This is a genomic window from Sphingomonas sp., assembly GCF_025353885.1.
In the GTDB taxonomy this organism is placed as follows: domain Bacteria; phylum Pseudomonadota; class Alphaproteobacteria; order Sphingomonadales; family Sphingomonadaceae; genus Sphingomonas_O.
On record NZ_JANXNX010000042.1, the window covers coordinates 17434 to 44262 of the forward strand.

The 26829-nt window shown below is 61.3% G+C and carries 20 protein-coding genes and 1 pseudogene; 10 read left to right on the forward strand and 11 right to left on the reverse strand.

The genetic code is table 11. The features are described from left to right. Positions 1-66: 66 nt before the first annotated feature. The 3 genes from Q0R02_RS04575 to Q0R02_RS04585 form a co-directional block, all read right to left on the reverse strand. Positions 67-1005 carry a tartrate-resistant acid phosphatase type 5 family protein gene (locus Q0R02_RS04575; RefSeq protein ID WP_293881230.1) on the reverse strand — a complete coding sequence of 313 codons (939 nt, stop codon included), beginning with the start codon at positions 1003-1005 and terminating at the stop codon, positions 67-69. 17 nt (positions 1006-1022) lie between these two features. Continuing rightward, positions 1023-3572: a TonB-dependent receptor gene (locus Q0R02_RS04580; protein WP_293881231.1), complete on the reverse strand. Its 2550-nt coding sequence runs from the start codon at positions 3570-3572 to the stop codon at positions 1023-1025. A gap of 133 nt (positions 3573-3705) precedes the next feature. Further along, positions 3706-4716: a gluconolactonase gene (locus tag Q0R02_RS04585; RefSeq protein WP_293881232.1), complete on the reverse strand. Its 1011-nt coding sequence runs from the start codon at positions 4714-4716 to the stop codon at positions 3706-3708. Positions 4717-4865: 149 nt separating this feature from the next. Between Q0R02_RS04585 and Q0R02_RS04590 the strand changes: the two genes are divergently transcribed. The 8 genes from Q0R02_RS04590 (at position 4866) to Q0R02_RS04625 (ending at position 16340) form a co-directional block, all read left to right on the forward strand. Continuing rightward, complete coding sequence (locus Q0R02_RS04590; protein WP_293881233.1) at positions 4866-5543, forward strand: response regulator transcription factor; 678 nt, start codon at positions 4866-4868, stop codon at positions 5541-5543. Further along, entirely contained in the window at positions 5536-6909 is a 1374-nt protein-coding gene (locus tag Q0R02_RS04595) for a HAMP domain-containing sensor histidine kinase (protein WP_293881234.1), read from the forward strand. The genes Q0R02_RS04590 and Q0R02_RS04595 overlap by 8 nt, the downstream gene beginning before the upstream one ends. 109 nt (positions 6910-7018) lie before the next feature. Beyond that, on the forward strand, positions 7019-8392 hold the full coding sequence (locus Q0R02_RS04600) for a TolC family protein (RefSeq protein WP_293881235.1): 1374 nt from the start codon (positions 7019-7021) through the stop codon (positions 8390-8392). Next, on the forward strand, positions 8389-9429 hold the full coding sequence (locus tag Q0R02_RS04605) for an efflux RND transporter periplasmic adaptor subunit (protein ID WP_293881236.1): 1041 nt from the start codon (positions 8389-8391) through the stop codon (positions 9427-9429). Before Q0R02_RS04600 ends, Q0R02_RS04605 begins: the two co-directional genes overlap by 4 nt. Then, on the forward strand, positions 9426-12470 hold the full coding sequence (locus tag Q0R02_RS04610) for an efflux RND transporter permease subunit (protein ID WP_293881237.1): 3045 nt from the start codon (positions 9426-9428) through the stop codon (positions 12468-12470). The genes Q0R02_RS04605 and Q0R02_RS04610 overlap by 4 nt, the downstream gene beginning before the upstream one ends. A gap of 15 nt (positions 12471-12485) precedes the next feature. Continuing rightward, positions 12486-13049 (forward strand): sigma-70 family RNA polymerase sigma factor, encoded by a 564-nt coding sequence (locus Q0R02_RS04615; protein WP_293881238.1) that lies wholly within the window; start codon positions 12486-12488, stop codon positions 13047-13049. After that, positions 13046-13996 carry a FecR domain-containing protein gene (locus Q0R02_RS04620; protein WP_293881239.1) on the forward strand — a complete coding sequence of 317 codons (951 nt, stop codon included), beginning with the start codon at positions 13046-13048 and terminating at the stop codon, positions 13994-13996. Before Q0R02_RS04615 ends, Q0R02_RS04620 begins: the two co-directional genes overlap by 4 nt. Next, a complete protein-coding gene (locus tag Q0R02_RS04625; RefSeq protein WP_293881240.1) occupies positions 13965-16340 on the forward strand; it encodes a TonB-dependent receptor in 2376 nt (791 codons plus the stop codon). Before Q0R02_RS04620 ends, Q0R02_RS04625 begins: the two co-directional genes overlap by 32 nt. Before the next feature lie 359 nt (positions 16341-16699). Here Q0R02_RS04625 and Q0R02_RS04630 read toward each other — a convergent pair whose 3' ends face one another. Beyond that, a complete protein-coding gene (locus tag Q0R02_RS04630) occupies positions 16700-17092 on the reverse strand; it encodes a helix-turn-helix domain-containing protein (protein ID WP_293881241.1) in 393 nt (130 codons plus the stop codon). A 106-nt stretch (positions 17093-17198) separates the two neighbouring features. Here Q0R02_RS04630 and Q0R02_RS04635 point away from each other — a divergent pair, with 106 nt between their 5' ends. Further along, entirely contained in the window at positions 17199-17942 is a 744-nt protein-coding gene (locus Q0R02_RS04635) for an SDR family oxidoreductase (protein ID WP_293881242.1), read from the forward strand. 221 nt (positions 17943-18163) lie between these two features. Here the strand turns inward: Q0R02_RS04635 and Q0R02_RS04640 are convergent, their stop codons facing one another. The 3 genes from Q0R02_RS04640 to Q0R02_RS04650 form a co-directional block, all read right to left on the reverse strand. Next, positions 18164-19729, reverse strand: a complete 1566-nt coding sequence (locus Q0R02_RS04640) for a PAS domain-containing protein (protein ID WP_293881243.1) — start codon at positions 19727-19729, stop codon at positions 18164-18166. A 137-nt stretch (positions 19730-19866) separates the two neighbouring features. Next, on the reverse strand, positions 19867-20868 hold the full coding sequence (locus Q0R02_RS04645) for an HWE histidine kinase domain-containing protein (RefSeq protein WP_293881244.1): 1002 nt from the start codon (positions 20866-20868) through the stop codon (positions 19867-19869). Positions 20869-21657: 789 nt separating this feature from the next. Next, positions 21658-22044, reverse strand: coding sequence for a DUF2147 domain-containing protein (locus Q0R02_RS04650; RefSeq protein ID WP_293881245.1), 387 nt, complete (start codon positions 22042-22044; stop codon positions 21658-21660). A 157-nt stretch (positions 22045-22201) separates the two neighbouring features. Here Q0R02_RS04650 and Q0R02_RS04655 point away from each other — a divergent pair, with 157 nt between their 5' ends. Further along, on the forward strand, positions 22202-22942 hold the full coding sequence (locus Q0R02_RS04655; RefSeq protein ID WP_293881246.1) for a DUF72 domain-containing protein: 741 nt from the start codon (positions 22202-22204) through the stop codon (positions 22940-22942). A gap of 35 nt (positions 22943-22977) precedes the next feature. Here the strand turns inward: Q0R02_RS04655 and Q0R02_RS04660 are convergent, their stop codons facing one another. The 4 genes and pseudogenes from Q0R02_RS04660 to Q0R02_RS04675 form a co-directional block, all read right to left on the reverse strand. After that, positions 22978-24234: a ferritin-like protein gene (locus Q0R02_RS04660; RefSeq protein ID WP_293881247.1), complete on the reverse strand. Its 1257-nt coding sequence runs from the start codon at positions 24232-24234 to the stop codon at positions 22978-22980. A gap of 219 nt (positions 24235-24453) precedes the next feature. Further along, positions 24454-24678: a DUF3253 domain-containing protein gene (locus Q0R02_RS04665; RefSeq protein ID WP_293881248.1), complete on the reverse strand. Its 225-nt coding sequence runs from the start codon at positions 24676-24678 to the stop codon at positions 24454-24456. Between the two features lie 193 nt (positions 24679-24871). Beyond that, positions 24872-26254, reverse strand: a complete 1383-nt coding sequence (locus tag Q0R02_RS04670; RefSeq protein ID WP_293881249.1) for a hypothetical protein — start codon at positions 26252-26254, stop codon at positions 24872-24874. 451 nt (positions 26255-26705) lie between these two features. Continuing rightward, positions 26706-26829 (reverse strand): annotated as a pseudogene (locus tag Q0R02_RS04675) (IS630 family transposase); the annotation flags it as partial.

A 26829-nucleotide genomic window follows, 5' to 3' on the forward strand; every position in this document is an offset into this window, starting at 1 on the left:
GATGGGAAAGGCAGCGCGCGTTGGACCGGCCAGACACGCTTCGGGCCACGGTTCGCAGACAGTATATCAAGCCCGGGCGATTACCGTTCGATACAAGCTCGCCCCGGCGTAATCACGAAACTCGACGCCCATGCCGCCTTTGTCCAGCGTAATGGCCGCAAACCCGGACCGTGCGACACAAAACTTCGTGCCTGCAACCGGCTTGACCGGACGAACCTCCGACCCGGCACCACAGCCCAGATACGCGACACCGTTGTCGACGATATGCTGCAAGTCATGGTCGTGGCCGTTGATATACGCCTGGACGCCGTGCCGTTCCAGCAGCGGCTTGATCACCGCGACCATTTCCGGCGTGTCGCCATGACCGCTCCCGCCAGAACGTATCGTGTGGTGGCCGACGACTAATTTCCGCGACGCCCTGGACGCCGACAGTGCGCGGTCCAGCCAGGCGACCTGCGCCTCACTGTCCTGCGACGCAACGTTCCGGGCGATCTGGCTGTCGACTTTCGTGCGGTAGGAATGGACCAGCGGCGAGCTGTCGATCACGAACAGATCGGTATCGGGCATACCGATGTCGGCCCCGCGCAGGACGTGATAGCGGCTCGGCATTTTCCAGCGCCGACTGCGCTTTGCATAGTCGAGTTGCGCCTGCGGGTTGCCGCGATAGTCATGATTGCCGAGCGCAACGTGCCATGGAACCTGCAACGCCGGATCGGTGTAGATATCCTCGAACGATGTCTGCCATTGCCGATCGTTCGCTGACTGCACGCCGTTTTCGTAGAAATTATCGCCGACCGACAGGACGAAGCGTGCTTTTAATTCATGGGCGGCCTTGCCCATTGCCATGGCGACATCGCGCTGATGCTGCGCGCCGTCGCGGCCCCAGTCGCCGACGACCAGAAAGCTGGGTGATGCCGCCGTGGCCGCTTGGGCAAAAGGTGCCGCGGCCGCTACGACAGCCATCCCGCCGATGACGGTGCGGCGATTCACTGGACGGTCGAACATGGCAGGCACCCCTCTGGTCAGAACTTGAACTTCACGCCCGCCTCATAAGTCTGGTCGTAGAACTCGCGCTGAATCGGTCGGTCAGGGCTTCCTTCGTAAAGCCGCAATGGCGCATTCGTCAGGTTCTTTGCATTGAAATAAACCCGGACGTTGCGCGTGATGTCGAGCGACGACGTGAAATCCAGCGTGGTGCGCGGGCTTTGATAAACATCGAACCGCGCCTCGTCGCCGATGCCGAACAGGCTCAATCCGACATATTGCGCGGCGAGGCGAAGCTCGACACCATGCGCCTCATACAGGGCGGCGGCATTCCAGGTGTATTTCGATGAAGCGGGCAACCGCCGTCTTTCACCCGTTCGCAATTCGACTTCGCTGTCCACATAGGTTGCGTTGCCGTCGAACCCGAACCCATCGAAGGGCGCCGGCAGGAACGAGAATTTCTGGGTGTAGGCGACCTCGATTCCCCGCGCATGGGCCTTGGGAACGTTTTCATAGGAGTTGATTGTGATCGGGCTCGACGGGTTGGGCAGCAACGGATCCGACGCAGCTGGTTGCCTGCGTGCGACGATGTAATTCTTGAACTCCTTGTCGAACAGGCCAACCGACACGATGCCCGAATGTGGCAGGTAAAGCTCAAGCGCTAAATCGTAATTGTCGCCGGTCGTGGGCTGCAAGTCCGGATTGCCACGCGTAATGATGTTGTTGTCGGTATCGACGTTGACCGGTTTGGCGACCTGCGCGAACCCGGGGCGACCGATCCCCGTCGAATATGTGGCCCGGGCCAGCAACTTCGGGGATATGTCATAGCGCAACTGTACGGTCGGAAAGGTGTTGATGTAATTGCGCTTGCGTGTTCGGATGTCCGCTGTGTCGCCATTGCCAACGGCGTCGGCCGTGTATCGCGCATCGGTCCATTCGACCCGGACACCCGCCAGCGCGCCGAATTTCCCGGCGGTCAACGTGTACATTCCGTACGTTGCGTAAATGTCTTCGGTCGCTCTGAAATAACCGGTGTAGTCGGGAACCAGGCCACTGGTGGGCGATGAATTCGCCAGATTGCGAATCGCACCGACGTCGATCTGCGGGCCATTGGTGTAATGATTGTCATAGAAATTGGTGATTGCCGGGCTCGAAACCGTGGCAAGGTTGACGGCGGGCGAAACGAAACTCTGGGCGAAGGGCAGGTCGGTCTTGGTCCGCGTGCGAACCTCGCCACCGAACTGGATGCGGCCCTCGGTCGATCCGAAGTGCGTTTCGAGCGTGCCGTTCGCGGCGTAGGACCATTCCTTGTCCACGGCGCGTTCGGTGAAGTTTTTCAGTCCGCCCGGGCCCGCTTTCTGCGTGTACAGCGCAGCGTTGTTCGGGTCGGTGCCGTCGGTGATAGCGATCTTTGGAAAGTCGGGATTGGTGATATTGTCATAGGTAACCGCAACGCCGGTGGGGCCTGCGAAATTCGTCAAGTAATTCTGATTCACAAAGAATGTCGCCCGCGAATAGGCGGCGTGGTAATCGAGGTTGAAGTCGCCGAACCGGTCGTGTCCGCCAACGACATAGACCTGGTTGCGATGCGTTTCCTTTTCGTCGGTACCCTTGATCGACAGGTCGGACAGCGCGGTAAACCCGTTCGGATTGGCGGGATCGGCCAGCGGTGACCCATCGAGATTGTCGAAGGTAAGCCGGTTCTTGCGGACTGATTCGACGTAACCCGCGATCGAAGCGCGCAGATAAATCTGATGATCGTCGTTCGGCGTGAAAGCGAACTCGCCGCCATAGCCGAACCGACGACGATGATAGTCGTAACGGCGCAACTGGATGTCGGCGAACGCCTTGTTGACCTGCTGCGCGCTGAACGGCTTGCCCGACGTCGCAGTCAACGTGTCGTCGTTGATATAGTCGGCCTCGACATCGTCGAACCCGCGCTTGTCGTCGCGGCGCGATCCGGTCAGCACGAACGAGAACGGCTTGTTGTCGCCGCCGAAGCGCGCGCCCACCGCAAGATCGAGGTTCAACGGGCCGCCATGCTTGTGCGCCGGTTCATAGCCATAGCCGATCGCGCCCTCGGCGAACGGGTGCTCGACGTGCGCCGCTGATCGCGGGGTGAGTTCGATCGAGCCGCCCAGTCCCTCGGCGTCGTGATTGGGCATACCGGTCTTGCTGACGATGATGCCGTCGATGGCGCCGGTCGGGATCGTGTCGAATTCGACCGCGCGTCCGCTGCCAAAGATCGTGCCGCCGGGATTGGTATTGAGCAACACGACGCCGCCATAGGTCGCGCCGTTCAGATTGCCGTCGATGCCGCGAATGTTGACAAAGCGGCCCTCGCCGGTGTCGCTGGACAGTGAAATGCCGGGAATGCGGCTCAGCGATTCAGCGGCGTTGAAATCGGGATATTTGGCGATTGCCTCCGCCGACTGCACATTGATCAGATTCGGAGCCAGTTTTTGCTTTGCGCGCGCCTGTTCCTCCTCGCGCGGGGCGGTTACGACGATTTCAGGAGTCGGCGCTTCACTGGCGAATGCCGGCGAGCACAACACAGTCGAGACAAGCGCCAGAACACGGATTTTCATTTTGGTAAACACCCCGGTTTTCGATCCGTGGCATCTTCATGATGCCTCCGATTGCCGCGTGATGCTGCCCATTTATGACGGGTTGGAGACTATGCTGGCCATTCGGGTGAAGGTTGGGAAGATACAATGTTGGTCATCGCCGCGACACAACTGCCACGTGAAATGACCCCGCGATTGCCGCTGGTCGCGCGCCCGGCGTCGCTGGCGGGGAGAAGCGTGCTGTCGGCAGGTAGAGCGTCCCGTCCGCAGGATCGATCGCCCCCGTCCGCGCACCGGTTTCGGACTTTGCCGTAGCCACGACCTTGGCGCCACCGACAGCATCGAGCGCAACGATGCTCAGCGTTCCGTCCCGGCCGCACGGGATGATCGCGGTTCGTCGCACGGTGTCCATGATGACAGCATCGGGGCCGCTGCCGATCGCCAGCAACTTCACCAGTTTGTGCGAACGCGCGTCCACGACGGCGGCCTTGCCATTGGCGCAGGCGCTGATCAACTGCCCGGTCCGGTCGTCATAGCCCAGTCCGGACGGTCCGGTGCAGCCGGGCAGGGCGGTGGTCGCGCTGACCTTGCCGCTCGTCAGGTCGGCGCTTTCGATCTCGTTCAGATCCTCGTTATTCACATACAGCATGTTGTTGCGCCCAAGAACGCCGAATTCCAGACCGGGCTTCAGCATGATCGTCCTGACAACCTTGCGCGCCGCCACATCGATTAGCGAAACCGTCCCGTCCTTGGCATTCATGACCACGGCCCTGCCGCTGGCGGCGTCGTAGAAGGCGGCGTCGGGATCGGACCCGACCGCGAACCGGGCCAGTTCATGACCGTCACCGGTCGCCAGCAATCGCACGCTGTTGTCGTGCGCGCTGGTGACGAGCAATTCCGCCTTGCCGGGGATCGGTACGACGGCGTGCGCCTTGGCGATTGCACCGAACGACCGCACCCTCCTGGTCGCCAGATCGACTGCGGTCACGACATTGCCGTGCGCGATGTAAAGCTGCCGCGCGGCCCCATCGATGCTGGCATAATCCCAACCGCCATCGGGTCCGGCGATCGATCCGGAGACAGCATAGGGTGGCACCGGTCCGGCCCCGATCAGCGCGAGGGCCGCAGCGGAAACGAACAGGGTTTTGAAGGTGGCGTGCAGCATGGACAAGACCCGATTCGTTTGGAGATGGGTCTTCAGAGTGGCGGCACGACCGCCAGGAGGCCAGCGGCTTTGCAAGACATTGGGAAAATTTATAACTACATCCGCCCGTCTCCGCTATCGCTGAGGCAACGATCAGGGCTTCGAAAATAATGCGCGTGCTGTTGGCCGAGGATGATGCTGAAACGACCGATCTGGTCACGCACGCGCTGGAACGGCTGGGCCATGTCGTGACCGCGGTGGGCACGGGCGGCGACGCGCTCCACGCCGGAGTTGCCGGAGCTTTCGACGTGATCGTGCTCGACCGGATGCTGCCCGGTATCGCGGGCGTGGACGTGCTCAAGCGGTGGCGCGCGGCGGGCGTTCATACGCCGGTCCTGATGCTGACCGCGCTCGGGGGTATCGCCGACCGGGTTGGCGGGCTGGAGGCGGGGGCCGACGATTATCTGGTCAAACCCTTTGCCACCGTCGAACTGGCGGCGCGCCTGACCGCGCTGCAACGCCGCCCGGTGATCGCCGATCTGCCCACCCGGCTCCAGGTCGGCGCCATCACCCTCGATCTGCTGAAACGGGAGGTCAGGCGGGAACACCGCGAAGTCCATCTGCAACCGCGCGAGTTCGCATTGCTGGAACAACTCATGCGCCACGCGGGCGAAGTCGTCACGCGTTCGATGTTTCTGGAACGCATCTGGGGTTTCCATTTCGACCCCCAAACCAACATCGTCGAAAGCCACCTCAGCCGCCTCCGGTCCAAGCTAAAGGACGGCTTCACCTGCGATCCGATCGAAACCCTGCGCGGCGTCGGCTATCGAATGCGCAACGATGCCTGAGTCCAGCGCCGCCTCCAGTGCCCGCGCCGCATCCAGTGCCGCCTACCGCATCGCCTTCACCTATTCCTGCGCCTTTGCTCTCGCCATTCTCGTGCTCGGCATTACGGTCTATTATGCGGCCGATGCCCAGTTCCGCTATCAGCAGGACGTCGGCATCGCAGAGAGCAGCACGCTGCTGATGCGCGAATATCGGGAAGGCGGCATCGCCGATCTGCGCGAGGCCATCACCAAGCGAGAAGGACGCGATGCCGACAGCAGTTACCATTATGCGCTGTTCGACCCGGCGGGCGTCCGCACCGGCGGCGCGCTCGATACTGCCCGCTCGGAACCCGGTCGCCGTGATCTGATCGTCAGGAGTGCTGACGGAACGAACCGCCCGGCACGGGCGCTCGTGACCCAGTTGCCGGGTGGATACCGCGTCGTGGTCGCCGCCGATCTGGCGGCGCTGGAGCGGATCGACCGGATCATCCTCGAACTGTTCACTGCTGCATTCCTGATCGTCGTCATCATGGGTATCGTCGGCGCATTGTTGCTCGGCAGCTATTTGCGCCGCCGCCTCGGCACGATCAGCAACACCGCACAGGCCATCATAGCGGGTGATCTCGACCAGCGCATTGCCGTCAGCAACCGCAATGACGAGTTCGACCGGCTCGGTTCGGCGCTGAACGCGATGCTCGACCGCATCGCCCGGCTGCTGGCAAACCTGCGCCAGGTGTCGAGCGATGTCGCGCATGATTTGCGAACCCCACTGGCCCGACTGCGCGGCCAGATAGAGGGGGCGCTCGATGAAGATCAGGAGCCAGCCATCCTGCGCCGTTCGCTGAAAAACGCCCTGAAGCAAAGTGACGAACTCTTGTCGCTGTTCGCCGCGATCCTGCGCATCGCAGAGGTCGAATCGGGCGCGCTGGCCAGAAACTTCAGGGCCGTCGACCTTACCGAACTGGCAACCGACCTGCATGAATCTTATGCCCCCGCGGTGGCGGATCACGGTCGCGCGCTGAACAGCGCGATCCAGCCCGGCGTGACTGTTTTCGGTGATCGCGAACTGATCGCTCAGGCTCTGATCAACCTGCTCGACAATGCCCAGCGCCATACGCTGCCCGGAACCCGCATCCTCATCTCTGCAAGAACAACCGGGCAACAGGTCGTCCTGTCGGTGTCCGACGATGGTCCGGGCGTCCCGGCGGACGACCACGCGCTGATCGTCCGTCGTTTTGCCCGGCTCGATACCAGCCGGACAAAGCCCGGTCATGGGCTGGGGCTCAATCTGGTGTCGGCCATCGCCGACGCGCATCGGGGGCATCTGTTGATCGAGGATAATGGCCCGGGCCTGTGCGTGTCGCTCCTGTTACCGGCGCACCCTTGATGCCCGGGTCCGGCCCGCCGGGGTGCGACGACATTGGCTTACCCCAATGCCGGACGACAACCCCGCTCGTAGGTTTGCGGATCGGACAGCTTACCCTAATGCGCTGGCAATGAGGGCACCCCGCGATCATCGGATGGACCACCGGCCCGCGCTTGCCGGTCTGTGTGCGCTGTCGATTCTGTCGGGGTGCGCGACCTATTCATCGGTGCCGCTGCGCCAGCCCGAAACGGTTCTGTCCGCGCCCGATCGGGCAATCCTGTCCGCCGATGCGGCGAAAATCGACCGTCCGTGGCTGGTGCCGCAGCCGATTGACCTGGCGTCGCCATTGACCCCCAATGCGCTGGCCGTGATCGCAGTCCTCGAAAATCCGGATCTGAAGGCGTTGCGCACGAAATCGGGCGTGGGCGAAGCTCAGGCATTTGCCGCGCGTCTGCTGCCCGATCCGACCGTGCAACTCGGGTTCGACAAGCTGCTTTCGGGGCCCGACGTCTTCAACGGACTGTCCAGCCAGCTCGGGTTCGACCTCAACGCCTTGCGCACCGCGCGGTTGACACGCGAAAACGCCGCAGCAGCAAACCGGCAAGTGCGGCTCGACCTTGCCTGGGCCGAATGGCAGACGGCGGGGCAGGCGCGGTTGCAGGGCGCGCGCATCGTCGCGCTCGAAGCGCAGATTGGCATGGCCAGATTGACTGCCGCTTCTGCTGACCGTCTGTTACGCGCTGTACAGCGCGCGGCGGGGCGGGGCGATCTTTCGGCGACCGATGTCGATGCCCGGCGGCTGGCCGCGCTCGACGCGGGCGACAAGCTGCGGACGGTCTCGCGCGACCTGACGACCGCGCGCGGTGACCTGAACAAGCTGCTGGGCCTGCCCCCCGAAACCGCGCTGCGGCTGGCGGTTGCGCCGCCGCCGCCGACCCCGCCCGCGACGCCGGTCCTGGTCGCGCACGCCATCGACCGTCGCCTCGATCTACAGGCGTTGCGCGCAGGATATGATGCCGCACAGGGCGATGTGCACCGGGCGATCCTGAACCAGTTTCCCAACCTGTCGCTGACGATCGCGGCGGCGCGCGACACCGCCGACAACAGGACGCTCGGTCCCCAGATCGGCTTTGCGTTGCCGCTGTGGAACCGCAACCGTGGCGGCATTGCCGTGGCACAGGCGACCCGGGCGCAGTTGCGCGCCGAATATGACGCGCGCCTGTTCCAGACCCGCGCGGAAATTGCGGCGGCGGTCGCGGCGCTTGCGACCCTGCGTGACCAGCGGGCCGCGTTGCTGCGTGACCTGCCCTCCATCGAACGCCTCGCCGACGGCACGGCGCGGGCCGCTCGACGCGGCGATCTTGCTCCCGCAGTCGCACAGACATCGGCGCAATCGCTGCGCGACCGCAGGACGACAGTGTTGCAACTCGACCAGCAGGCAGCCGAAGCGACCATCGCGCTCGAGCTTTTGTCAGGCGGTCCCAGTGAAGGATGGACGCAATGAAACTCTATCCGATACTCTTGCTACCCATGTTCGCGCTGACCGCGTGCGGGGAGGCCGAAGCACCGACAGCCGAGGTCGCGCCGACGGCAACGGTCAAGTCCGCTAGGGCATCGCTTGGGATCTCGGCTGGCGACCTGGCCGTCTATGGCGTGACAGAGGCGGGACCTGGCGGCGAGCAGTCGGTCGTTGCCGCGCGTGAAGCGATCCTCACTGCCATCCTCGCGCCGACCGGCACCGCCGTCCGTGCCGGGCAACCGATTGTCACCCTGCGCCCAAGTCCGACCGCCGCATTGGAACGTGCCAAGGCGTCGAGCGATGCCACACTGGCCAATGCCGCGCTGTCCCGCGCCCTGCGTTTGCGATCCGACGGGCTGGTCAGTGACGCCGATGTCGAAACCGCTCGCGCCGCTGTTCGTGCCGCCGTTGCGACCCAGGCGGCGACCGGCAGCGGTGGCAACGTCCTGCGCGCCCCTGCTGCGGGCACGGTCCAGGCGCTCAATGCCAGACCCGGCGACCAGATTGCGGCAGGCACGGCGGTTGCGTCGGTGGCCATAGCGGGAGAGCGTCGCGCCCGTTTCGGCGTCGATCCGGCAACCGCCGCGCGCATCCACCCCGGCCAGAGCATCAGGATCGACGGTCTCAGCGGTGGCGCAGCGACGACCGCCGCCACCGTCACCGCAACCGTCGTCGGCGTCGATCCGGCGGTCGACGCAACCACGCGGCTGGCATCGGTGTTCGCACGACTGCCCGTCACCTTCGGCGTCGGAACGCCGTTGCGCGGCCATATCGCCATCGGAGGCCAGACGTCGGGAGTGACGATCCCCTATGCCGCGCTGCTCGACGATGGTGGCAAGAGTTTCGTGTTCGTCATCGACCGGGGCGTCGCCAAACGACGCGACGTCGCGCCAGGCAACACTGCGGGCGACAGCGTTACCATCCTGACCGGTTTGAAAGAGGGCGAGCGCGTCGTCACCGAAGGGGGCACCGCGCTCGAGGATGGCATGAAAATACGCGAAGCCGGGTCGGCTGCCCGGTGAGGGAACTGATCCAGCGTCACAGCCGGTCGATCTGGCTGAGCGTCTTCCTTGTCACGCTGGCCGGACTGGTCGCCGCGACGCGGCTCCCCGTGACGCTGTTCCCGCATATCGACTATCCGCGCGTTGTCGTCGCCATTGATGCCGGGGACCGCGATGCGACCCAGATGGCGACGCTCGTCACCCGGCCAGCCGAAATTGCGTCGCGCGCCATTCCTGGCGTCACCCAGATCCGCTCGGTCACCAGTCGCGGGTCGGCGGAGGTGTCTTTGACCTTTGGTTGGGGCGATGACATGGTCGCCGCCACGCTCGCCACGCAGGGCGCGCTGGCGGCGATCGTTCCCGACCTGCCCACCGGCACGCGATTTACCGTCCGCCGGTCCGATCCGACAATCTTTCCGGTCGTCGGCCTGTCGCTGACCTCGGCAAAACGTTCCGATACCGAATTGGCGCAGGTGGCCCAGCTCCAGTTGCGGCCCATCCTGTCCACCGTGCCGGGTGTGGCAGGGGTCGATGTCATCGGCGGCTCCGCGCCCGAACTCGAAGTCGAAGTCGATCCGGTAAAGCTGCAAAGCCTTGGCCTGACGACAAGCGACGTCGCAACCGCGCTCGGTAGCGCCAACAGCGTCGCTGCCGTCGGTCGGATCGAGGATCGCCACCGGCTTTACCTCGCATTGGTCGAGAATCGCGTTGCCAATGAATCCGATATTGCTGCGATTCCGGTCAAATCGGGGGCCGCAGGCGGCGTCGTAACGATCGGGCAGGTGGCGACCATCCGCCGCGCCCCAGCCCCCGCTTGGACGAAGGTCACCTCGAACGGCACCCGCGCGGTACTGGTCAACGTCCGCCAGACGCCCACCGCCGACGCCGTCGCGCTGGTCAAGGCCGTCGATGAACGGATCAAGGCGGCGGCACTTCCCGCAGACGTAAAGATCAGCGTCTTTTACGACCAGTCCGAACTGGTCACGGGCGCCGCCAATGCCGTCCGCGACGCCATCTTGCTGGGGGCGGCGCTGGCGGGAATCGTGCTGTTCGTGTTCCTGCGCAGTTGGCGGCTGATGGTCATCACCGCCTCGATGCTGCCCGCCGTCCTCGCTGCGACGTGTCTGATACTGTACATTTCTGGCATGAGTTTCAATATGATGACTCTCGGCGGCATGGCGGCGGCTGTTGGACTTGTCGTCGATGACGCGGTCGTCATGCTCGAGCATCTGATGCGCCGCCTCCAGGGGCATCAACGTGATAATCTACCAACTTCGATGCTCGCCGCCGCCCGCGAAATGTCGAAGCCGCTGTTTGGCTCGACAATGGCCACCATCATCGTTTTCCTGCCCCTCGCCTTCATCACCGGGGTCACCGGCGGCTTCTTCAAGGCGCTGGCGATCACCATCGTTGCCGCCCTTGGCATTTCGCTCCTTTATGCCCGGTACGTCCTCCCCCTGATCGCCGACCGCTGGCTGACGCACAAGGATGCCGAGTCGGCTGAAAAGGCCGAGGGCTTCATGGGCGGCATCACCCGCCGCTACGAACGCGGCATCGACCGCGCCCTGAAACGCCCCGCACTCTTTGCCGGCGTCGTCGCGGTGGTGATGATCGCGGTCGGTGGCTTGTCCTGGAGTCACGTCCAGTCGGGCTTCATGCCAAAGATGGACGAAGGCGGCTTCATCCTCGACTATAAGGCAAAGTCGGGTGCGGCGTTGACCGACACCGACCGGCTCTTGCGCCAGGTTGAAAAGATCATCCGCGCCACGCCCGAGGTGGCCAGCTATTCCCGACGGACGGGCTTCCAGTTGGGGGGTGGCCTGACCGAAGCTGACGAGGGGGATATCTTCATTCGCCTCCACAATGGTCGTCGTCGTCACATCGAAGACGTCATGTCGGAAGTCCGCGACAAGGTGGCGGCGCAGGTCCCCGGCCTCCAGATCGAGACCGCACAATTGATGGAAGACCTGATCGGCGACCTGACGGCAGTCCCGCAACCGATCGAGGTCAAGCTGTTCGGTGACGACGAGACGCAACTGGCAGGTGCCGCACAAAAGGTCGCCGACGGCATCGGCTCGATCAAGGGTATTGCAGAGGTCAACAATGGTCTTCGCGTCGCCGGCGACGCCGTGGTCATCACCGTCGACCGCGCGGCGGCTTCGCTCGCCGGCCTCGAGCCCGCCACCGTCGCAACGCAGGTCGGGTCGCAGGTCGACGGCGTCATCGCCACGCAGGTTCAGGCCGGTGAACAAGTGATCGATGTGCGCGTGCGACTGCCGCAGGATCTCCGCCGCCGGGCCGATGCGCTCTCGTCGTTGACCTTGCGCGCGACCGACGGACGGATCGTCTCGCTCGGCTCCATCGCGAAAATCACCATCTCCGCTGGCCAGAAACAGATCACCCGCGAAGACCTGTCGCCGTTCATCCCGGTGACCGCGCGGCTTGACGGTCTCGATCTCGGCAGCGCCATAAGTGCGGTTCAGGCCAAGGTGGCTGCGCTGAAACTGCCCCCGTCGATCCGCGTCGAATATGGCGGGCTCTACCAGCAGCAGACCCAGTCGTTCCGCGACTTGACCACAGTGTTTGTCGCGGCGCTGTTGCTGGCGGCGCTGCTGTTGACCCTGTTGTTCGAGAAATGGGCATTTACTCTGGGGGTCATCGGGACGGTGCTGGTGTCAGTCATGGCCGTCTTTGCCGGGCTGTGGGTGACCGGCACCGAACTCGATATCTCGGCGCTGATGGGGCTCACGATGGTCGTCGGCATGATCACTGAACTCGCCATTTTCTATCTGGCCGAACTCGATACCGAACACTCGCTCAGTGCCGAAAGCCTGATTGCGGCAGGGCGGGCACGGCTGCGCCCGATCCTTATGTCCGCCCTGATCGCGATCCTCACGCTGCTGCCGCTTGCGCTTGGAATCGGTCGCGGTTCGGGACTGCAAAAGCCCCTCGCCACCGCAATCATCTTCGGGCTGGCGGTTGGGGCGCCATTGATTGTAACCTTGTTGCCCATGCTCGTGCTGGTGATGACGCGAGGTCGAAAGGACGTCGTTGCCCGTTGATCGGCGGTTTGGAAGATGAGTGCGGATGGATTGCTGGCTGTTCTATTGGGCGACCGCGCAATGCTGCTGCGGTTCCTGATGGCACGCGGCGCTTCGCCAGCGGAGAGCGAGGATATTCTGCAGGATATCTTTTTGAAACTCAGGACTGCGCAGATCGGCCCGATCGGCGAGCCAAAAGCCTATCTTTATCGAATGGCCCACAATCTGCTGAATGACAGGAGGCGCGCCGCGGCACGACAGGAAACCCGCGAAACGGCATGGGCCGCAACGCGCTTCGGGGAAGACGGGCAGTCGCTTGGCGCGGCTTCGGTCGAAGAACGCCTGATCCAGCGCGAACGGTTGAAAACGGTCGAAGTGACGCTGGCGCGGCTGCCCGAACGGACGTCGTTTATCCTGCGTCAGTATCGCGTCGAGGGGGTTTCACAAAAGGCGATCGCTGCAAATCTGGGGATTACGATCAGCGCGGTCGAAAAGCATTTGCAGCGCGCCTATCGCGCGATCCTCGACGTGCGCCGTCAGCTGGATGCGGATATCGACGATCCGCGGCGTCTTGGCACAAAGGGCGGCGACCGATCATGAGCAGGCAAGAAAAACCGATGGATGCCGAAACGATCGAGGCGCAGGCGATTGCGTGGCATTTCTCACTTGCCGACGCTAACGCCGCTACCTGGGACGATTTCACGACATGGCTAGAGGCGGATCGTCGACATGCCCTCGCCTATGACCGGGTAATTGCTGCAGAATGCGACATCGATCATGCGTTGCCCACGCCTTTGGGCGCCGCGAACGACCATGACACCGGCAGGCCCTTTCGGTGGCGCTGGTCGGGCGCAGGCTTTGGCATAGCCGCTGCTGCTGCGATGGCGGTGCTTTATTCAGGGTTTGGAAGTTCCTATCCTGAACCTTTCGAGGTTGCCACGGGCCTGGGCCAGCAGCGGACCGTGAAACTTGCGGACGGCACGAAGATTGCTCTGAACGGGAGCAGCATGGTCACTCTGGATCGTCGTAATCCTCGCCTTGCCGTGTTGAAGTCGGGCGAAGCTGTTTTCACGGTGGTACACGATGACAAGGCACCGTTTATCGTGAACGTTGGAGGAGGCCGGATTGTCGATGTCGGGACCATATTCAACGTCGTTACCGTCGGCAAATCCGTGACGGTGACGGTGAAACAAGGAAGGGTCCGCTATACCTCGGGCGTAGCGGATGTCCCCCTGCAACGCGGACAGAGTTTGACAGACGCCGGTGGTAGCGACCCGATTGTGATCGGTAACAGGCATGTCGATGCAATCGCATCATGGCAAACGGGGCGGCTTGACTATGATCTGCAGCCGCTGGGTCTCGTATCTCAGGACGTCGCCCGCTATCTTGGTGTCCCCGTAACAATCGACGCCTCCCTCGCCGGAAGGCAATTCAGCGGCACGATCCAGATCGACCGGGATCGTCCCCGCTTTTTCGCGCGCCTCGCCAAGTTGCTGGGTGTAAAGGCGAGGCCAGATGGCAATGGTTGGAAGCTTACCGCGCAATAATATGCGCAACTGCTGTATTGCCCTGGCGGTGATCGGCGTGGCGGTGACGCCCGCGGCAGCGAAGACCAGACCGGTATTCGACATTCCGGCGGGCAATGTGGGACGTGCCCTCGTCGAGTTTGGCAGGCAGGCCGGGTGGAACGTCGGAATGACCGACCCGGTGCTCGCGCGTCGCCCTTCGAACCGGGTCAAGGGTCGTCACAGGCCGGTCGAGGCGCTGCGTCTGCTGCTCCGATCGACGGGCGCGAATTTCATGATGCTGGATGACCACAGCGCAAAAGTGTTTGCGGACGCCCTGCCGGCCCTGCGTCCAGCGCCGTTGTCGCGTCCGGCGGACGCGGGGCCAACTCCCGAAATCGTGGTTACCGCCAGTAAGCAACAGACCCCGCTCGCGCGGTATGCAGGAACGGTAAGAGTTGTCAGTTTAAGCGCGGCTTCGCCATCTTCCAGCACCGCGCAGGGAACTGCCACTCTTGTCGCGCAGCTTCCCATGCTTTCATCGACCGAACTGGGCCCTGGACGTAACAAGGTCTTCATTCGCGGGATTGCCGACAGCAGCTTCAATGGCGCGTCGCAATCCACCGTGGGTCATTATCTTGGCGACGCAAGACTGACATTCAACGCGCCCGACCCCGATCTCAATCTGTACGACATGGATCGCGTCGAGGTTCTGGAAGGCCCACAGGGCACGCTTTATGGAACCGGTACGGTCGGCGGGATCATCCGGTTTGTGCCCAATCCTCCCGATATGGCCAACGTCAAGGGGTCGATCACGACCGCGATCGATTACACGTCGAAAGGCGGCGGCGGGGGAGACGGCGGCGCCATGGTGAATGTGCCGCTGATGATCGACAGGTTGGCGATGCGGGTGGTGACCTATGGATCGATCGAGTCCGGCTATATCGACGACCCATCTCGCGGCCGATCGAACGTTAATCAAACGAAAACGAAGGGAGGACGGCTGGCATTGCGGTGGCAGCCTTCTCCGGACTGGACTGTGGATGGGGGGCTGGTGGTTCAGGACATCGCGTCCGCCGATGGGCAATATGTCATCGCGGGAGCACCCGACCTGACGCGTGTGACAAGGATTGCGCAACCGTTCGATAACGACTTTCGGTTGGGCTATATCACCCTGACGCACCATGCCGGTTCGATCTCGCTGACATCGACGACTTCGATCGTCAGGCATGACATCGCGACGGTTTTTGACGCCACGCCGAACAATCCGGTAGCGCCCACGTCCCGCTATGACGAACAAAGTGATATCACTCTTATTGCACACGAAACCCGCGTTTCCGGCGCTACGGACACTCTGTCGTGGGTGGGGGGACTGGCGGGGCTTTACAACAAGAACCGGTTCACGACCGCGATCGGCGGGCCATCCGCGTCGACGGTTTCCAACGGAGTCGAAAACCAGGTCGAACAGTTGGCCAGCTTTGGCCAACTCACCTATTGTCCGCATTGCAAGGTCGAATTTTCGGGGGGGGCGCGCGCAGAGGTAACCCGGTCCGAAGGGTCGCTTCTCTTACGAGCGCAGGGGGACGTCGCCGAACCCTCGCGGGTTGATATTCGCCTTTCGCCGTCATTGGGAATCGGCTGGCACGCGGGTGACAGGCTGCTGGTTTTCGGGCGTTTCCAGCAAGGTGCACGATCGGGCGGTCTGGCCGTCTCGCCTTTGGATAACCGCACCACTTCACAAAGGTTTCAAGCCGACACGTTGCGGGCTGTCGAATTGGGAGTGCGGGCCGGTGGCAGGGAGACGACCCATGCATGGCTGAATGCCACGCTGTCGTATGCGCATTGGAACAACATCCAGGCCGACCTTATCGACAGCGCCGGGCTGATCTATACGACGAACCTTGGTGATGGCTATGTCCTGGGGCTTGAAGCGCAGGGAGGGATATCGCCGCTGGCAAATTTGATTGTCGACGGCGCCCTTTTCATAAACTCAAGCGCGCTGTCGGACCCTGTGCCAGCATTTGACACATCGCGGGACCGCGATCTGCCCGACGTCGCGGCCACGGGAGTCCGACTTTCCGCAGCATATTCGATGCAACTCTCCCAAAGGGACGCCATCGATTTTAGCGGCACGCTGCGCTATGTTGGCCCATCGAAACTCGGGATCGGCACACCGTTTGCGCTATCGCAAGGACGCTATCTGATGAGTTCGATGGCCGTTAGTTATGCCGTCGACGACACCCGAATATCGCTGGGCATCGATAATCTCGGCGATGTTCGCGGCAATCGTTTTTCATTCGGCAATCCGTTCGGCTTTGCGGCCGGTGACCAGCGAACCCCGCTTCGGCCGCGTTCATTTCGGGTGGCGGTGAGCCGAAGCTTTTAGCGTACAAAAATATCTCCATCGCCAGTGCGGGATTGCGTGAACGGCGACGTCTTCTGCAAAACACCATGCAGGATGAGTTATGCCAGCACGCCAGTCAGCCTTGGTTCCTACGGCGCACCCTGTTGCTATCGCAACTTTAGACTGCCCGCCAAGGAACCAGTCATCCGCAAAACTATCGCAACGCGTTGGCAGGGCTGATGACCTGGGCTGTTTCCAGGCGTTCGGTCGGCTAATTGTGTGGGCGTCGCGAAACAGTTTTCAGTCCGGTTCTTAGCCGCCCTCAGGGCGAATAGACGTCTGCAAGAATGCAGCGTGTTAGAGTCGTCGGCTTTCGTGACAAACACGATCACGTCCCGCGCCTATGTCTTTCGGCTATCGAACGCGTGTCGCGCAGCTTCGATTTCGGTCAGATTTTCTCCGGCCCACACCCAGACGCCACAGAATGCCTCGCCCAGGCTCAATCCAAGGTGCGTCAGCCGGTATTCGACTTTTGGCGGGATCACCGGGTGGATCGTCCGCACTACCAAGCCGTCGCGCTCCATTTGACGCAGCGTCTGCGTCAACATTTTCTGGCTAATGCCATCGACCCGTCGTCCGAGTTCGGTAAAGCGCAGCTCTTCGCCGTATGCGAGTTCCTCGATCACGAGCATCGTCCATTTGTCGGCGACGCGGCCGATCAACTGCGTCACTAGCGCCTCGACCCGCGGATCGACTTCAACGGGGTGCGCCGGGGATGGCGGGGCTTTCGTCATAGGCTCACTCTCTTTCGGGTAAGTATAAATCTTTCTGGTGCCTTCTTTCTGGACGCGAGTGTCGTCTTAAATGGACTTCAGCAACCACACAATCAGGAGACGCGACATGAAATCGACTGGAAACACGATCCTAATCACCGGCGGCGGGACCGGCATCGGTCGGGCACTGGCGCACCGATTTTCCGACCAGGGCAACATCGTCATCGTGACCGGGCGAACGCAAGCATCACTCGACGAGGCAGTTGCTGGGCGCGACACGATGGTCGCCTACACGCTCGACATAACTGACGCAGATGCGATCCAGACCTTTGCGCAAGAAGTGGCCGAGCGGCACCCTGCGCTGAACGTGGTCATCAACAATGCCGGGATCATGCGGTTCGAAGATTTAACACAGGCCCACAACGGTGCCGATGCCGAAGCGACGGTGGTCACCAATCTGCTCGGCCCGATCCGGCTGACCGCAGCACTGACCGCGCAGCTCGTCGCCGCGGACGATGCAGTGATCGTCAACGTCACCTCAGGGCTGGCATTCGTGCCGCTGATATCGACGCCAACCTATAGCGCGACCAAGGCGGGGCTGCATTCTTATACGGTTTCGCTTCGTCATCAGCTTGATGGCAAGGTCGAGGTCATCGAGCTTGCGCCGCCCGCAGTCCAGACCGACCTCACGCCCGGGCAGGCAACCCGCGAAGGCTATCTGCCGCTGGACGACTATATCGATGAAGTGATGGCGCTTTTTGCTCAATCGCCGACTCCGACTGAGGTTCTGGTCGAGCGCGTGAAATTCCTGCGCAACGCCGAAGCCGAAGGGCGGTTCGAAGCGGCGCTGACGGCCGTCAACGCGCATTGAATTGCGGCGGTGCTCCTTGCAGCTCAGCGTCGCGCACCGCCGCCACTCGCACACGCGGGATCCGAGAGCGTGTGGAATTTTACACGGGAAGGTGATGACTCTTGACGAAACGCTTGTCCGCTGCAGCGGCCCGTGCAGCTTCGTATACCATTTCGCCCTGCGCCACGTCTGCCATTGGGCCGCCCAACGGCAGCATCATCTCGGTGTGACGAAATATGATATTACGCGAGCGATTGACGGTCAGCAAACTTTTGCAAAACTCGAGACAGTTCTTCGATCGAATACGGCTTGTGGAGGAGCTCAAAGCCATGTGCTCCGCCTTGCGCTAGCACATCGCTGTAGCCGCTGGTGAGAATGATCGGCAGATGCGGATAAAGCCGCTGGATCTGCTGCCCCATTTCGATGCCAGACATGCCTGGCATCGCCACATCGGAAAACACTGCATCATATTCACCGACGCCCTCGGCCAGCTTGGCGAGTGCCGAAGCGGCGTTACTTGCCAGCGTGGTTTTATAGCCCAACTCGGTGAGTGCAGCAGTCGCGAATTCGCCCACTTGCGTGTTGTCCTCAACCACGAGGATGCATGACCCCTCTCCGATACCAGGCTTCTCTGCGATATAGGGAATGGTTTGCGGATCGGCTGGCGTCTGAACAAGTGGCAAATACATTGTGAAGGTTGATCCTTCTCCTTGCACACTCTGCACCTGGATGTCCCCGCCCGACTGTTTGGCGAACCCGAAAACCTGACTCAGCCCCAATCCCGTGCCTTCACCCACGCCTTTGGTAGTGAAGAAAGGTTCAAAAATCTGGTCCAGCTTGTCGGCCAGAATACCCGCTCCCGTGTCGGTCAGGGCAACGGTGACAAATGGTCCTTTAACCCTGGAGTGCGCCCGAATTACGGGCATATCTGCGACAACATCGACCTTTATGGTAAGATTTCCCTGTGCTTTCATGGCATCGCGGGCGTTCACCGCCATGTTGACGATCGCGGTGTCGAACTGGCTGCGATCGGCGTAAACAAAACAAGGTTCGGCGCGCAAATCCAGTGCTATCTTGACCCGCGACCCCGTCAGTGTTCCGACCATGTCCCGAATTGCCCGCAGGCTTTCGACAGCGTCGAATAATTCGGGTTGAAGCGCTTGCCGCCGCGAAAATGCGAGAAGCTGATTGGTCAGTTTGGTCGCACGATTGGCGGTATCGGCAATGGCGTCGATATAGCGCTGGCGCTTCTCATCCGAAAGATCGGGCAGTCGCAACAGTTCGGTCGAACCCCGAATGACGGTGAGCAGATTGTTGAAATCGTGCGCGACCCCGCCGGTAAGCTGACCGACGGCCTCCATTTTTTGCGATTGGCGGCGTTGATCCTCGGCCACGAGGCGTTCGTTCAGCGACGCGGCAATACGTTCTTCGAGCGTGTTGTTGAGATCGTGCAGATTTTGCTCGGCAAGCCGCGCAGCGGTATTGTCAAATTGTGAAGCAAAAAAATATATCAAATCACCGTTGTCATCGAAAACCGGTGACACAAACAGCCTGTTCCAGAATTGTTCTCGGTCTTTTGTGTAATTCAGAATTTCAATTTCGATCGGCGAGCGCTGCGTGATCGCCTGACGAATTTTGGCGATGTTCTCCGGTTTCGTTTCTGGACCTTGTAGGAACCGGCAATTGCGCCCGAGAATTTCGGCACGTGCATACCCCGTCAGGCTGCAGAAGGCGTCATTGACGAAGATGATCGGATTGTCGGTCTGGTTGGGGTCCGTGATAAGCATCGGCATACGGGTCGCACGCATGGCGGACGCAAACGGGTCCGAACTTTGTCCTGCCTGACCAATTTCCGCTGCGATGCGACCCTGTTCGTAATTGTCTCTCATGTGCCCAATTTAACCGGCTGACTTGCAACCTCGCAAGCCGCGAGGTGTTCAGCGGCTTATAATGCTAGACGGGCTCGTTTGATCCGGAGCGTGACAATCAGACCACCCTCCGACCAATCGTAATCGATCGAGCCACCCAGTTGTCCGGTGACACTCCGTTTCACCAGCAAGCTGCCAAATCCCGCAGGGAATTCGGGCGTCTCGACAGCGGGGCCCCCACGTTCCAGCCAGGTGAGGATGATGTCATCGCTTTCTGTGACGCTGGAAACATCGAGCGTGCCGGTAGGCACGGATAGCGCGCCGTACTTCATCGAGTTCGTGGCGAGCTCGTGAATGATGAGCGCAATACCTGTGGCCGCCCCCTCTCCAACGCCGGTACGCTCAACCGCGACCCTTATCCGGCCTTTGAAAGCGCCTAGATCATCATAGGGGGCAAGTAGAATCGAAAGCAGATCACCGAGCAATGCCGCAGCCCCTTGACTGACGGCGAGAGGTCGAACCAGATCATGCGCGCGGCCCAGCGCCGTTAGTCGCCCGGTCAACTCGTGCGCCATGTTCTCAATGCTCGTCGCTGATCGCGACGTGATCGTCGTGAGGCCCGATGCAATAGCGAGGAGGTTCTTGACACGGTGGCTCATCTCCCCGGCCAGGAGTTCGTTTCCTTCCTCGGCCTGTTTCCGACCTGTAACATCAAGAAAAATCCCGAACATCGTGCGGGCAACAATATCCGCGTCATCACCTTTCCCGCGTGCCGCAATCCAGCGAACTTCCTCACCGATCATTATGCGGAAGTCTGTCTCGTAAGCTCCTAGAATTGCGCGCGTTGCGGCAAATGCGGCGCGAACCCGGTCGCGATCAGCCGGGTGGATGTGGGATGACAACTCCTCGAACGTAACCCTGTCGCTCCAGGGCATGCCCCATAACTCGTAACCACGCACGTCCATGGTCAGCAGGTCTGTGTCGACATTCCACGACCAGAGGGCAACGCCTGCTGCCGTTACCGCCAAACGAAGCTGCTCTGGTTGCCATTCGTGCGCTACAGGCAGGTCTGTGGTCACGTCATTCTTTCGTTAAATGCCTTCATCAGTTCCGGCGTCCCCCGGATTACGACGATCGTTGCACCAAATACCATGTATTTACAAAACGGCTGTTTTTTCGGCAGGATTTAGCCCGGCTTATATGTCGAACGAAACTGGGGTGCCCTACCCATTACCGTTCATACCTCCCGAGATTTACGAAACCGGTGAATTAGGGCTTAATGCTCTGCCGCGTCGCAAAGCAGTTTCGAAGCTCAGTTGCACGGTCAAGGCGATGATTAAGTCGGATACGCGTGCCGACGCTGCCGCTTCGCCGGCTCGGCAGCGGCGAGATGCTGGACACTCGACCCGTAAAGGGCTGACGCCGCCGCGGCAGCCCTGCATAAAGAAACCCCGTGAACAGAACCGGGCCGCTACCTTCCAAGGGCGCGGGCGCGTTTCGGCCATAAGCAACTAGTGTACTGCCTTGCCGCCTGTCCAGTCCGCCTATTGATACCAACGAAAATCAAAGCGAGTATCTGTCAACCACGTGCGCTGCAGTAAAGGACAACTGCTAAATCCTCGGCGCTCCAAGCGCCCCCTTTTCTACCCACTTCGTCGCGTCCAGACGGCTGGCCGACAAAAAGCGGCCGTCAGGCCGCGTGAACGAATTGCTGAAGTTGGGGAGGGCGAAGAGCGTCCTGAACGATCGGCTTTGGGTCTCCGGCACCGCCGAACGCCTGTCGCAATTCGTAGGCTCGAGCTCGCTTTCTAGAGATATAGAAGCTTGCGGCAGTCGGCACGCCGGTGTGCAAACGACCAACATAAAGATTACCGTACCCGCACCCAAGTCTGGCTTTTGCAGGCGAACCCGGCAGCCAAGCAACCTTCGCCGACCAATGTGTTGGCATCGATCTGTTCGATCGTGCCCGATACTGTCTGCCCAATATCTGGCACAAACACACTGCCGCTCCAACGGCCGCGTTCCTCTTCTATGAGATCGCGAAATAGCATAATCCCCAGCAGCGGGCCGCCCCCATTTGCACGCGCGTCGGACTCAGCTTGAGGGGATGCCCAGACTATCTTGCCGCACATTGCGCGCCCGCAATTTAGAAAAGCGACGCGAACCGACCTTTTCGGATTTGTCCATACACCCTTTGGCACCGCGGCGGTTGCCACTACCGGAAACATTGACAGAACGGTGGCTGCCGCCATCATTGTAAACCGCATCTTTTCACCCGTTCCTGAAGTTTTTTACAGCTTACACACAAAAAGATGATCCTCGGCTGAACAGAGAGAGTGTCATCCAAATTGAGCGGCTCCAACCACCTTGGTCTGCCGAAGTCTTGTATCCACCTCAGCGAAAGTACCCAGATTGAAATCCGCTATCATCGGCACGGCTGGCTGGAGCATCCCTGCGAAAGATCGGGATGCGTTTCCCCCGACCGGTACTGCGCTGCAGCGCTATGGCCAGGTCCTCCGAGGTGTGGAGATTAATTCTTCATTCTATCGCCCGCACCGGGCGTCGACATGGGCCCGCTGGGCGGCAAACGTCCCCGATCATTTTCGCTTCAGCATCAAGGTGCCAAAGACGATCACGCATCAGGCAAAGCTGATCGACTGCGCGGCGCTCACAGACCAGTTCGTGGGTGATCTCGCGCCGCTCGGGGAAAAGCTTGCGGTGCTCCTCGTACAACTTCCGCCGAAACTCGGATTCAGTCCCTCAGTTGCAGCGGCGTTCTTCGCCGACCTGCGCGCGATGACCCGTGCTAGCATCGCCTGTGAGCCGCGCAACATCGGCTGGTTTGGCGCGGAGGCCGATGCTCTGCTTGGGCGTTGGGGCGTAGCGCGGGTGGCAGCCGATCCGGCGCTCGATGCCGCCGCCGCATTGCCGGGCGGCTGGCGCGGTCTCACTTACCGACGGCTTCACGGCTCGCCGCTAACGTATCGGTCCCCTTATTCGAATGAAGCGCTCGAGGCCGTCGCGCGCCTGATTGAGGAAGAAACCCGGAATGGAGCCGAAACATGGTGCATGTTTGACAACACGTCCGGTTCCGCTGCGTTGGGAAACGCACTCGACCTTGCCAGCAAGCTTGCATCCCTGGTGAACCAATGAACCGCCACGTTGTTGCCGCAGGTCGGCCCCTGTGACTAAAGGGGCTTTGAAAAGGCGCGCTCGATCTTATCGACTGCGGTCGGAAGCGAAGCCAGTTCTGGTACAACCGCCGCTGCCATGCGTGCGCCACCAAATAACTCGCGTAACCGCTCGCTGACCAGATGTTGCTCGGTAGTTCCGAACATCGGCTCGACGCTACGCAGCATTGTAAAAGTCATTCCGGCCGTGAGATCCTCGTTGCCGGTAGACGCGCGCATTTTCGTCAGTGCACTCGCCGCCGACCCCATTACGTGCATCAAGCCGAAGGCAGCATCGAGATACTTCGCCTGCCACGCTCCCGCCTCGCTGCCGCTTCGTCCGAAACTCTGGACGAGGCAGCGCAACAGCAAGCCATAGGCCGCGTTCGCGAAATCGAGCACACGTGCCGCCGCCGGTTCATCGACGAATAGCTTGCCATCCGGTTCGGGCGGACGACGCATCACTGGATTGTCCGCGACTGACCAGGCAGGGTCGAATGTCGGATCGCGTTCGACCAGCACCTGATATTCGCTCCGAACCGCCAGAAAACGTTGATAATGTGAATCTGCGCGGTCGCCGGGCGACCCTTCGCCCTGTTCGACTATGGTTTCGATCGCAGCAAGCGCGCTGGCCAGGTCACCAATCGTCGCGACACCCTCCAGGTCGATGACGTCGGGCCCAACCTGACCCGCTACCGGCCCGACAAAAAGCTCGGCTTCGCCGAGGCGCTTCACCGAAGCGACGAGGTTGACCCGCAATGCTTCATACAGGCGTCCGACCGTCAGGTAATCCTGCACGCTGGGCATCAAGCCATGATAAGCTTCTTCGCGATCATAGGCTTCGCCGTGCTCGAACCCTTCGCCATCTGGCAACTCCGTTCCCTGCGGCCGTTCAAGGAAGATTAAGTGGTCAAGCGTTTCAGGCGAGAAGCGCGTTAGCCGTACTGAGACGCCTGACGGGAAATAGCCCGGTGCGACGGGAAAATTCGGGCGCCCGAACCATGGCCTGCCGCCAATGGCAATCGTCAGATTGGCCACAAGCAAGAGGTGCACCATCTCGTCCATCGCAACCGATATGATGGCCTGGCGCCAGCGACCAAGGAGTGCTTGCGTGCCTAGCTCAAGCGACGGGTCATCCGTCCGCAGGCTAAACGCCGCAAAAAGGTAGCTGCACATTAAAGTGTGTTCGATCTCCGCGGCTTCAGCCAGCAGATGGAACAACTGCTCGCGTGGGCCGACGATGATATCGGGCTGGCTCGTATGGGACTCGTTCACGATGCGCGCATATTTCTGTCTGCCCTCCGCCACGACCAGCACCCTTCATCAAAAATGTTCATAGGCTTATTTCATAAACCGATGAAGCAAGATCTGGATCGATGATCCTACAATTTTTCAATTTGGCGATTTAGGGCAGTCAGTATCGGCTGCTGTGCTCGCCGTCGGCCATGGTCGCGCGATAGCGCAGCGGCGAGGAGCGTGGGAGAAGGGCCTAGCTCAATCGTCGCCGGAACGGCCGATCCTATACGGTCCCGATCGCGTGGCCAGCGTCCGTCCCTTCCAGCTCAGCCGCACCCGCCCGTCGTGGACCAGCCCGTCGACCGCTGCGTGGACCGCGGGCATCGCGCCGCGCCAATCTGGCGCGATCGCGCGTGCCACTTCGCTCGGGCAGATCGTCGCATCCGGTGCGCGACGCGCTAGCAGGAGCAGCGTCGTGGCCATTGGATCTGTCATACAAAACAGGTCGGCCCTGCACGCCACTCGGTCAAGCCAAGAAAGGGGCTAGCTGACTTGTTCAGGCGGGTTAGCCGACGCAATTGCGACCGACGGGCTTTGCGGCGGCGCGGACTAACCTGAATGAGCATCCGCTATCGGCGATCGCCAAGAGCGGAGTGAACGTCCATATATGGGTCTACTAGGCCAACGCTCTTGTGATCACACCGGCCATGGCGAGGAAGCCCGCCGGCACGAAGGCGCACAACAGTCGCGATCGACTGATGCCCTTCACGTCATCGAGCAGCAGGGCGGTCGCGATGAGTGCAGCGAGTTCGGTCCACAGGTGATAGCGAAGCTCGGCCGCGACGCTGAACACCAGATAGCCCCCGCCATAAAATAATGAGGACAACGCGATCGGCGAGATAAGCCTCGCGTTCGGCAGGCCCCAACTGGCAATATACACACCAAGCGCGAGCCCCATGAACACGATCGGCCAGCCGAGTGGTGTGTGCGCCGTAGCCATTGCGAGCGCGTCCAACGCATGCATCGACGGGTTGGGTGTAACGTGAAATCCCCAAGGGTTCGGTGCTGCCTGGTTGGGCACAGGGCGCTCGATCTCGTCGGGGAGCGGCAGGAGTCGTGTGTTAATCGCGAAGTGGTGCAGCCGATGCTCGGCATAGGCGACCGGATGCGCGAGCACTGCGCGCGCCCAGAACGGGTAGGGTCGGACCTGCAGCGGATCGACGCTGTCGTTCCACGCGGTGAAGCCAAGCGGGCATTCGGGATCGACCCAGTCCGAATAGCTGTCCCACTTGTTCGGCTGATAACAGCGATGGTTGACGCGGACGGGAGTGGCCACGTCCAGATCCTCGGGAAAGACGCTGACGCCGGCGTGCTCGGTGATGCCGCCCAGGTCGAAGATGATGAGCGACAGTTCGACGCCGCTGGGCTTGGCGCCGATTAATCTATTGGCGACCGGCATCGCAGCCAACAGCGCTGCAGTGGCGATCAGGCTAGTACCAAGCAACCGGGGCCAACTGCTCCACCACCAGCGAGGCAGGAGCGCGATCGACAGCGGCAGGCAGGCGGTAAAAGCGTTGAAGCGCAGCGTTGCCGCAACGATCAGCATCGCACCTGCCAGAACGCGCGAAGGGACACCTCCGCCACAGGCGAGTAAGCCGCTGGCGACGAGCAAGGTCCCCGTCATCAGAGAATCCTTGAGGATCATACCCGTCAGCGCAAGGCCGAGCGGCCAAAGCCCGCAGGCGAGCAGTGCCCAGGCCAGCGCGCTGCGTCGTCGTTGCCACGCGGTACTCGCAAGCAACAACAGACCTCCCCAGTATAGCGCCAGCTGCATCAGCAGCATGGACGGTGGGCCGGACTGAATGCTAATTAGCTGGCGCCAAACCCACTGCATTGCCGGCGGGTGCCAGTCGTCTATATCGCCGCTCAGCGCCTCGCCGTACTGGCGTACCGGGTCCCAGGTCATCAAGCCGGGCCAATAGGCCGACGCAGTCAGCGTCGCGGCGGCGACCGCCGCAAACGAAAGCAGCAGATAGCCGCGTCTGATATCGTTCCGCATGCTTGATTCTTGACCTGTCACGCTGCGAGAAGTCTGGCAGTCAGAGATCGCGGTCAAGCACTCGTTAATTCTACTTGCACCCGCAACAGCGGAAATCGCTCAAAGTTATAAATGAAAAGACTGCCGCTTTCTATACGCGGCCGAGAACACTGACCATCTGTAAGTGGGTCCTTACGACAAAGCGCTGTCGCCCATAACCGCTCATTTACCCCTAGCGGCTAACCGCCTCGCAAGCGGGAATCTATAGCGTATCAATGTCTACTCCCTTCCCGCCGCAGTCGCGCTTAGCGCTGATAGGGAGGCTCAGGGGAAACAATATGATTATTTCCTTACTTGCTATCGCTTTACTCCAACAAACCCCACAGCAAGAGGCTGAACCGAAGGCGCATGAGAATCAACTCAAGGAATGGATCAAAGACCATCAAGCCGAACTAATACCAAGACTCTCTGATTAGAACCGATGCGCCCAAGTTGGGAGCCCGAGGGACATGATTCGCCATGGTTGGTCGGTGAGGCGGTTCCAGGCGAAGCAGCAGTGATCGAGAATATCGTCGTAGGATTTGAAGACGCGGTTT

Coding starts and splice junctions, on each gene's coding strand:
- Q0R02_RS04575 (WP_293881230.1), bottom strand. CDS start 1,005: ATGTTCGACCGTCCAGTGAATCGCCGCACCGTCATCGGCGGGATGGCT.
- Q0R02_RS04580 (WP_293881231.1), bottom strand. CDS start 3,572: ATGAAAATCCGTGTTCTGGCGCTTGTCTCGACTGTGTTGTGCTCGCCG.
- Q0R02_RS04585 (WP_293881232.1), bottom strand. CDS start 4,716: ATGCTGCACGCCACCTTCAAAACCCTGTTCGTTTCCGCTGCGGCCCTC.
- Q0R02_RS04590 (WP_293881233.1), top strand. CDS start 4,866: ATGCGCGTGCTGTTGGCCGAGGATGATGCTGAAACGACCGATCTGGTC.
- Q0R02_RS04595 (WP_293881234.1), top strand. CDS start 5,536: ATGCCTGAGTCCAGCGCCGCCTCCAGTGCCCGCGCCGCATCCAGTGCC.
- Q0R02_RS04600 (WP_293881235.1), top strand. CDS start 7,019: ATGAGGGCACCCCGCGATCATCGGATGGACCACCGGCCCGCGCTTGCC.
- Q0R02_RS04605 (WP_293881236.1), top strand. CDS start 8,389: ATGAAACTCTATCCGATACTCTTGCTACCCATGTTCGCGCTGACCGCG.
- Q0R02_RS04615 (WP_293881238.1), top strand. CDS start 12,486: ATGAGTGCGGATGGATTGCTGGCTGTTCTATTGGGCGACCGCGCAATG.
- Q0R02_RS04620 (WP_293881239.1), top strand. CDS start 13,046: ATGAGCAGGCAAGAAAAACCGATGGATGCCGAAACGATCGAGGCGCAG.
- Q0R02_RS04625 (WP_293881240.1), top strand. CDS start 13,965: ATGGCAATGGTTGGAAGCTTACCGCGCAATAATATGCGCAACTGCTGT.
- Q0R02_RS04630 (WP_293881241.1), bottom strand. CDS start 17,092: ATGACGAAAGCCCCGCCATCCCCGGCGCACCCCGTTGAAGTCGATCCG.
- Q0R02_RS04635 (WP_293881242.1), top strand. CDS start 17,199: ATGAAATCGACTGGAAACACGATCCTAATCACCGGCGGCGGGACCGGC.
- Q0R02_RS04640 (WP_293881243.1), bottom strand. CDS start 19,729: ATGCGTGCGACCCGTATGCCGATGCTTATCACGGACCCCAACCAGACC.
- Q0R02_RS04650 (WP_293881245.1), bottom strand. CDS start 22,044: ATGATGGCGGCAGCCACCGTTCTGTCAATGTTTCCGGTAGTGGCAACC.
- Q0R02_RS04665 (WP_293881248.1), bottom strand. CDS start 24,678: ATGGCCACGACGCTGCTCCTGCTAGCGCGTCGCGCACCGGATGCGACG.
- Q0R02_RS04670 (WP_293881249.1), bottom strand. CDS start 26,254: ATGCGGAACGATATCAGACGCGGCTATCTGCTGCTTTCGTTTGCGGCG.